This is a genomic window from Streptomyces sp. BK340 (assembly GCF_007827595.1).
Lineage (GTDB): Bacteria > Actinomycetota > Actinomycetes > Streptomycetales > Streptomycetaceae > Streptomyces.
In genome coordinates this window covers 155,368-161,977 of record NZ_VISR01000029.1, presented here as the reverse complement: position 1 = coordinate 161,977, position 6,610 = coordinate 155,368, and the positions used below count along the sequence as shown (strand labels likewise).

The window sequence follows — 6,610 nt, the reverse complement described above, 5'->3', positions numbered from 1 at the left end:
ATCCGCAACTTCGGTGCGAAGTCCATCGACGAGGTCAAGGCGAAGCTGGCCGGCATGGGCCTGGCCCTCAAGGACAGCCCGCCCGGATTCGACCCGACCGCCGCCGCCTTCGACGCGGACGACAACGGGGGCACGGGCTTCATGGAGACCGAGCAGTACTGAGCGCCTACCGGGCGGTCTTGCTCCGCAAGGCCGCCCGCACGTCCGACCGGGACGGGCAAAGTCGAAGGGCCCCACTGCGAACAGTGGGGCCCTTCGACATCGTGCCCGGTGAGGCACTGGCGGAGGATACGAGATTCGAACTCGTGAGGGGTTGCCCCCAACACGCTTTCCAAGCGTGCGCCCTAGGCCTCTAGGCGAATCCTCCGGTGGGAACATTACATGACCGAGGGGAGTGCTCGCGAACTCGTTCCCGCAGGCTGTCATCGGGTGCAGTACCCGGGCCGCGATCGGGTACTGTGGGGCCCAGCCCCTCACGCGGCGCTATCTGACTGAACTCCCCCAGGGCCGGAAGGCAGCAAGGGTAGGTCGGCTCTGGCGGGTGCGTGGGGGGCGCTTGCGTGTGCCGGGCGGAAGCCTTCGGCGGGGTGGGTTGTCGGTGGGCGCCTATAACCTCGTATGCGTGTCGTCTCTCGCGCTGTACCGCCGCTATCGCCCGGAGACCTTTGCCGAGGTCATCGGGCAGGAGCATGTCACCGACCCGCTGCAGCAGGCGCTGCGGAACAACCGGGTCAATCACGCGTACCTGTTCAGCGGGCCGCGTGGCTGTGGCAAGACGACCAGCGCGCGGATCCTGGCGCGCTGCCTGAACTGTGAGCAAGGTCCCACGCCCACCCCGTGCGGCGAGTGCCAGTCGTGCCAGGACCTGGCGAGGAACGGGCCGGGGTCCATCGACGTCATCGAGATCGACGCAGCGTCGCACGGTGGTGTGGACGACGCCCGTGAGCTGCGCGAGAAGGCCTTCTTCGGGCCCGCCTCCAGCCGGTACAAGATCTACATCATCGACGAGGCCCACATGGTCACGTCGGCCGGCTTCAACGCGCTGCTGAAGGTCGTCGAGGAGCCGCCGGAGCACCTCAAGTTCATCTTCGCCACCACCGAGCCCGAGAAGGTTATCGGGACGATCCGGTCACGTACGCATCACTATCCGTTCCGGCTGGTGCCCCCGGGGACGCTGAGGGAGTACCTCGGCGAGGTGTGCCGGCGGGAGGACATCCCCGTCGAGGAGGGTGTGCTGCCGCTCGTCGTGCGGTCCGGCGCCGGCTCCGTGCGTGACTCCATGTCCGTCATGGACCAGCTCCTCGCCGGTGCGCGGGAAGAAGGTGTGACCTATGCCATGGCCACCTCCCTCCTCGGCTACACCGACGGCTCGCTCCTCGACTCCGTCGTCGAGGCCTTCGCCACCGGTGACGGCGCCGCCGCCTTCGAGGTCGTGGACCGGATCATCGAGGGCGGCAACGACCCGCGTCGTTTCGTCGCCGACCTGCTGGAGCGGCTGCGGGACCTGGTGATCCTCGCGGCCGTGCCGGACGCGGTGGAGAAGGGGCTCATCGACGCCCCGGCCGACGTCCTGGAGCGCATGCAGGCCCAGGCCGGCACCTTCGGCGCGGCCGAGCTGAGCCGCGCCGCGGACCTCGTCAACGAGGGCCTCACCGAGATGCGCGGCGCCACCTCGCCCCGCCTCCAGCTCGAACTCATCTGCGCCCGCGTCCTGCTCCCGGCCGCCTACGGGGACGAGCGGGCCGTGATGGCCCGCCTCGACCGTCTGGAGCGCGGCGTCAACTTCGTGGGCGCGGGTGCCGCACCCGCCATGGGGTACGTCCCCGGCCCCGAGGCCCACGCGGGCACGGCCCAGGGCGGTGCGCCCGTGCAGCCCGGCGGCGGACCCGCCGCCGCTCGTGCGGCCGTACGGGCCTCGGGTGCCCAGGGTGGCCCCGTCGGCCCGGGCGGCCCCGGCGGCCCGTCTGGAGGGGCGCCCACGGCCCCTGCGCCTGCTCCTGCGCCCGCCCCGGCACCGGCTCCGGCACCTGTGGCGCCCGCTCCGGCGGCCGTCGCCCCGGCCGCCCCTGCCCCGGCGGCCCCTGCCCCGGCGGCGGCCTCGGCTCCGCCCGCCGCTGCCGCCCCCGGCGCGTGGCCCACGGCAGCCCAGGCCGGCGGCGGCCGACGTCCGGGCGGCTGGCCCACGGCCGCTCCCGCGGGCGGCGCCCCGCAGAGCCCCGCGCCGGCCCCGCCCCAGACCCCGTACCAGGCACCCGCTGCCCCGGCGGCGCCCTCGGCCCCGGCTCCGGCCGCCGCCCCCGCCGGGGGCCTCGACCCCCGCATGCTCTGGCCGAACATCCTGGAGGCCGTCAAGAACCGCCGCCGCTTCACCTGGATCCTGCTCAGCCAGAACGCCCAGGTGGCCGGCTTCGACGGCACCACCCTCCAGCTCGGCTTCGTCAACGCCGGCGCCCGGGACAACTTCGCGAGCAGCGGCAGCGAGGACGTGCTGCGCCAGGCGCTGGCCGAGCAGTTCAACGTGCAGTGGAAGATCGAGGCGGTCGTCGACCCCTCGGGCGGCTCGGCGCCCCCGCCGTCCGGCGGCTCCCCGGGCTTCGGCGGAGGCGGCGGCGCGGCCTACGGCGGCGCGCCCGCCGGCGGTGGCCACGGCGCCCCGGCCGCGACGCGCCCCGCGGCACCCCAGCCGGCGGCCCCCGCGCCCGCCGCGCCCCAGGGACCCGCCCGGCCCCAGTACCAGGCACCCTCCGCGCCGCAGGCCGCCTCGGCCCCCGAGCCGCCCCCCGTCGCCCCCGAGGACGACATCCCCGAGGACGACGACCCCGACCTCAACGAGTCGGCCATGTCCGGCCACGAACTGATCGTGCGGGAGCTGGGGGCGACGGTGGTGGAGGAGTTCTCGAACGAGTAGGTGCGGGCACGAGAGCGGCCCGTCCGGCGTTCCGGGACGAGGCCGTCCGTGCCGAAACGGTGGGCCGGGGGCGGCAGCCCCCAGGCAGAGGCCCGCACCGGCACCACCTCGTTCGTAGGAAGGTACAGCTTCCCCGCCCCCCGACCTTCGGCAACCTTGCCATTAGGCTGACCCCCGTGAAGGTCCTCGTCATCGGTACCGGCGCCCGCGAACACGCCCTGTGCCGCTCCCTGTCCCTCGACCCCGACGTCACCGCGCTCCACTGCGCTCCCGGCAACGCCGGCATCGCCGAGGTCGCCGAGCTGCACCAGGTCGACGCGCTCGACGGCAAGGCCGTGGCCGCGCTGGCCGGCCGGCTCGAAGCCGACCTCGTCGTCGTCGGTCCGGAGGCCCCGCTGGTCGCCGGTGTCGCCGACGCCGTGCGCGAGGCGGGCATCCCGGTGTTCGGCCCCTCCGGGGAGGCCGCGCAGCTCGAGGGGTCCAAGGCCTTCGCCAAGGACGTCATGGCGGAGGCCGGGGTGCCCACGGCCCGGTCGTACGTCTGCACCACGGCGGAGGAGGCCGCCGAGGCCCTCGACGCCTTCGGCGCCCCCTACGTGGTCAAGGACGACGGGCTGGCCGCCGGCAAGGGTGTCGTCGTCACGGACGACCTCCAGGCCGCCAAGGACCACGCCGCCGGCTGCATGGGGGAACCTCCCGCGCCTTCGGGGCAGCGGGGGAGGGTCGTCATCGAGGAGTTCCTCGACGGGCCCGAGGTGTCCCTGTTCGCCATCACCGACGGCCGTACCGTGGTGCCGCTCCAGCCCGCGCAGGACTTCAAGCGCGCCCTGGACGGCGACGAGGGCCCGAACACCGGCGGCATGGGCGCGTACTCCCCGCTGCCGTGGGCGGACCCCAAGCTGGTCGAAGAGGTGCTGGAGACGGTGCTGCAGCCGACGGTGGACGAGCTGCGCCGCCGTGGCACGCCCTTCTCGGGTCTGCTCTACGCCGGGCTCGCGATCACCTCGCGCGGCGTCCGGGTCATCGAGTTCAACGCCCGCTTCGGCGACCCCGAGACCCAGGTCGTGCTGGCCCGCCTGAAGACCCCGCTGGCCGGTGTCCTGCTGGCCGCCGCGAACGGCACCCTGGACAACCTGCCGCCCCTGCGCTGGAGCGAGGACGCGGCCGTCACGGTGGTCATCGCCTCGCACAACTATCCCGGCACCCCACGCACCGGCGACCCCATCACCGGCCTGGACGAGGTGGCCGCCGAGGACGCCCCGCACGCCTACGTCCTGCACGCCGGGACGAAGCGGGACGGTGACGCCGTCGTCAGCGCGGGCGGCCGGGTGCTGTCCGTCACGGCGACCGGCGAGGACCTCGCCGAGGCCCGCGACCGGGCCTACCGGGCGGTGGCCCGCGTCCGCCTGGACGGTTCGCAGCACCGCACGGACATCGCGGCGAAGGCTGCGGGCGCAAAGGAAGCCGAGTCGGCCGGGGAGTCGACGGAGGCGTAGAACCGCCGGTCAAGCGCATCCCGTACCCACTCAGGCCCCGGACGAATATCCGGGGCCTGATCTTTGCTGTCTGTCATCCACCTCTGACCAAAGCCATTCCATCGAGTGAGCAATCGCCCATCCGGCTGACGGGGGCCGAGGCCCCAACTAGGGTGCGGCGCAAGCGTTCCGGCACTTGGCCCACCGGCATTGCGATGTCGGTGCCGGGTGCCACAGTGGGGGAGTGAGCAACGCCAGGACAGCGTGGGATCCGCAGGGAGGGGGTGGAGTCCGCTCGTGACCGGAATCGGTGTGGAGGTGGGTGCGCAGGCCGCGCGCTCGCGGGCCCTCGCCGTGCTGCGCATCCGCGGCCGGGCGCTGGCCGTGGCCGTGCTGCCGGCGGCCGCCGAGGTGATCCTGCTGACCGGCGGTTCCACCGGCCATTTCGTCGGCCCGGTCTGGTCCGCCGCCCGCTTGGTCGTGGGCGTGCTGGCCGTGGTCGTGCTGCTGGCCGCCGCCGGTATCGCCCTGGTCGTGGCCCGTGCCCGCCCCGCCGTGACCCCCACGGTCCCGATCCCGGAGGACTCCGCCCCGGACCTGTACCGGCTGGTGCGCGACCTCGCCGACCGGCTCGAAGTCCCCGCGCCCTCGGCGATAGCGCTCACCCCGGACTGCGACAGCTGGCTGGAGGACCGCACCCACCCGGCCCACGGCCCGCCCCCGCGGCCGGTGCACGACGAGCTGGCGGGCCCGGGCCAGGGCTCCGGTCTCGGCGCCCACCGCCGAGCCGTCACCGCCCCGGTCCTCGTCATCGGCTCCCCGTTCCTGTGGTGGATGCGCGTCGGCGAGCTGCGCGCGGTACTCGCCCCGGTCGTCGCCGGTACGGGCCCCTCCGCGCACCCGGACATAGCCGCCGCCCGTCGCTTCGTGCGCGGTCTGGACGCGGCGGTCGCCGTGGCCTCGACGCCCGGCCGCTGCCCGCTCACCCGGGTCGTGTGCGCGGCCGTCGGCTGGGTCGCCCGGCTGCTGCTGCGCGGCTGCCGCGAGCACGCGGCCCTGATGGAGCGCGGGGTCGCGGCGGCGGCGGCCGAGCGCGCGCAGACCGTGGACTACGGACTGCGGATCGTCGCCCAGGAGCAGGTCGGTCTCGCCTACGCGGGCTGGGACCGGCTGCTGACCCGGGTGGCGCTGCCCGCGTGGCGCATGGGCCGCTGGCCGGCCCGGCTGGACGCGGGCGTCGTGGCCGCGCTCACCGAGCTGTCCCGGCGCGACCGGCTGGCCGAGGGCTTCGCCTCCCGCCTCGGCGAGCGTCCCGCCTGCGATCTCCTGGAGGAGCCGGGCACGGTGGACGAGGCCGCCTCCCTGCTCGCGGCCCGCCTCTTCCACGGCGGCCCGGCCGAGTGCGGCCCGGACTGGGCCCCGGTGGACTGGCAGGCGTACCCGGAGGAGGTCGTCGACCGCACCTGGCGCGCCGACGCGGCCCGCCTGCACCGCGTCCTGGACTCCCTGGGCGTCCGCCCCACCGCCGACCCCACGGCTCCCGAGGCCGCCGGCCCCACCTTGGCCCGCGTCCTGGACCACCTGACCGACCCCCCCGATCGGAACGCCCCGCCGGCCGCCGGCGCCGAGCACGCCCCACAGGGGCCACTCGCACCCGGCGACGACAAGGAAGCCGAGGCGGACCCGCCCGAGGACGCCGACCCCGGTACGGAACGCAGCGCCGCCCTGGCCGCGGTCCTGACCGCCGCGCTGGCCCGCGAGGAGGCCGCCGTGCCGAGAGGCGCGACCGCCGTCGGCCAGGGCCCCGACAGCGCCCTGTGGGACGACGGTGCGCTCCCCCTGTTCCCGTTGCAGCCCCCGCGTACCGCCCGTGACCTGCTCGCCGATCACGTCACGGCGATGGTGTGCTGCGCCGCCGTCGACACGGCCGGGGCGGTCCCCGGTCTCGACTGGCTCGACGGCCCCTCCCTGCTGCTGGGCGGCGAACGAGCCGGCGACCTCGCGCCCAAGGTGCTCAGCCTGATCGAGGAGGGAGATCCGGGCCCCCTGCGCGACTGGCTGGCCGCGTCCGGGATACGCCCGGAGAAGCCGGTGCGGCTCGTCTGAATCCGGACAGAGTCGAATGCCGTGGAGTACCCGGCGGCCTGGGCGTTGTAACGGAGAAGCGTCTTCCACTTCAGGTCAATTCGCAACGAATAGTGACCAGACCCATGCGTTATGTGATGTG

3 protein-coding genes, 1 tRNA gene, 1 other RNA gene and 1 pseudogene are annotated in these 6,610 nt (G+C 74.5%); 5 read left to right on the top strand and 1 reads right to left on the bottom strand.

Annotated features, from left to right (window positions below; genetic code table 11):
• A pseudogene (locus FB157_RS37725) lies at positions 1-162 on the top strand (DNA-directed RNA polymerase subunit alpha); the annotation flags it as partial.
• Positions 163-279: 117 nt separating this feature from the next.
• Here the strand turns inward: FB157_RS37725 and FB157_RS37720 are convergent.
• Positions 280-367: transfer RNA gene (locus FB157_RS37720), tRNA-Ser, on the bottom strand.
• Between the two features lie 97 nt (positions 368-464).
• Between FB157_RS37720 and ffs the strand changes: the two genes are divergently transcribed.
• The 4 genes from ffs to FB157_RS37700 all read left to right on the top strand — a co-directional run bounded on the left by ffs (position 465) and on the right by FB157_RS37700 (position 6,489).
• An RNA gene (gene ffs, locus FB157_RS37715) (signal recognition particle sRNA small type) lies at positions 465-563 on the top strand.
• Positions 564-622: 59 nt separating this feature from the next.
• A complete protein-coding gene (locus FB157_RS37710; protein ID WP_145885233.1) occupies positions 623-2,908 on the top strand; it encodes a DNA polymerase III subunit gamma and tau in 2,286 nt (761 codons plus the stop codon).
• A 176-nt stretch (positions 2,909-3,084) separates the two neighbouring features.
• The gene (purD, locus tag FB157_RS37705) at positions 3,085-4,404 is read left to right on the top strand and encodes a phosphoribosylamine--glycine ligase (protein ID WP_145885232.1); all 1,320 of its coding nucleotides are present in this window, start codon (positions 3,085-3,087) and stop codon (positions 4,402-4,404) included.
• Between the two features lie 276 nt (positions 4,405-4,680).
• Positions 4,681-6,489 carry a hypothetical protein gene (locus tag FB157_RS37700; RefSeq protein WP_145885231.1) on the top strand — a complete coding sequence of 603 codons (1,809 nt, stop codon included), beginning with the start codon at positions 4,681-4,683 and terminating at the stop codon, positions 6,487-6,489.
• The last annotated feature ends 121 nt before the right edge of the window (positions 6,490-6,610 follow it).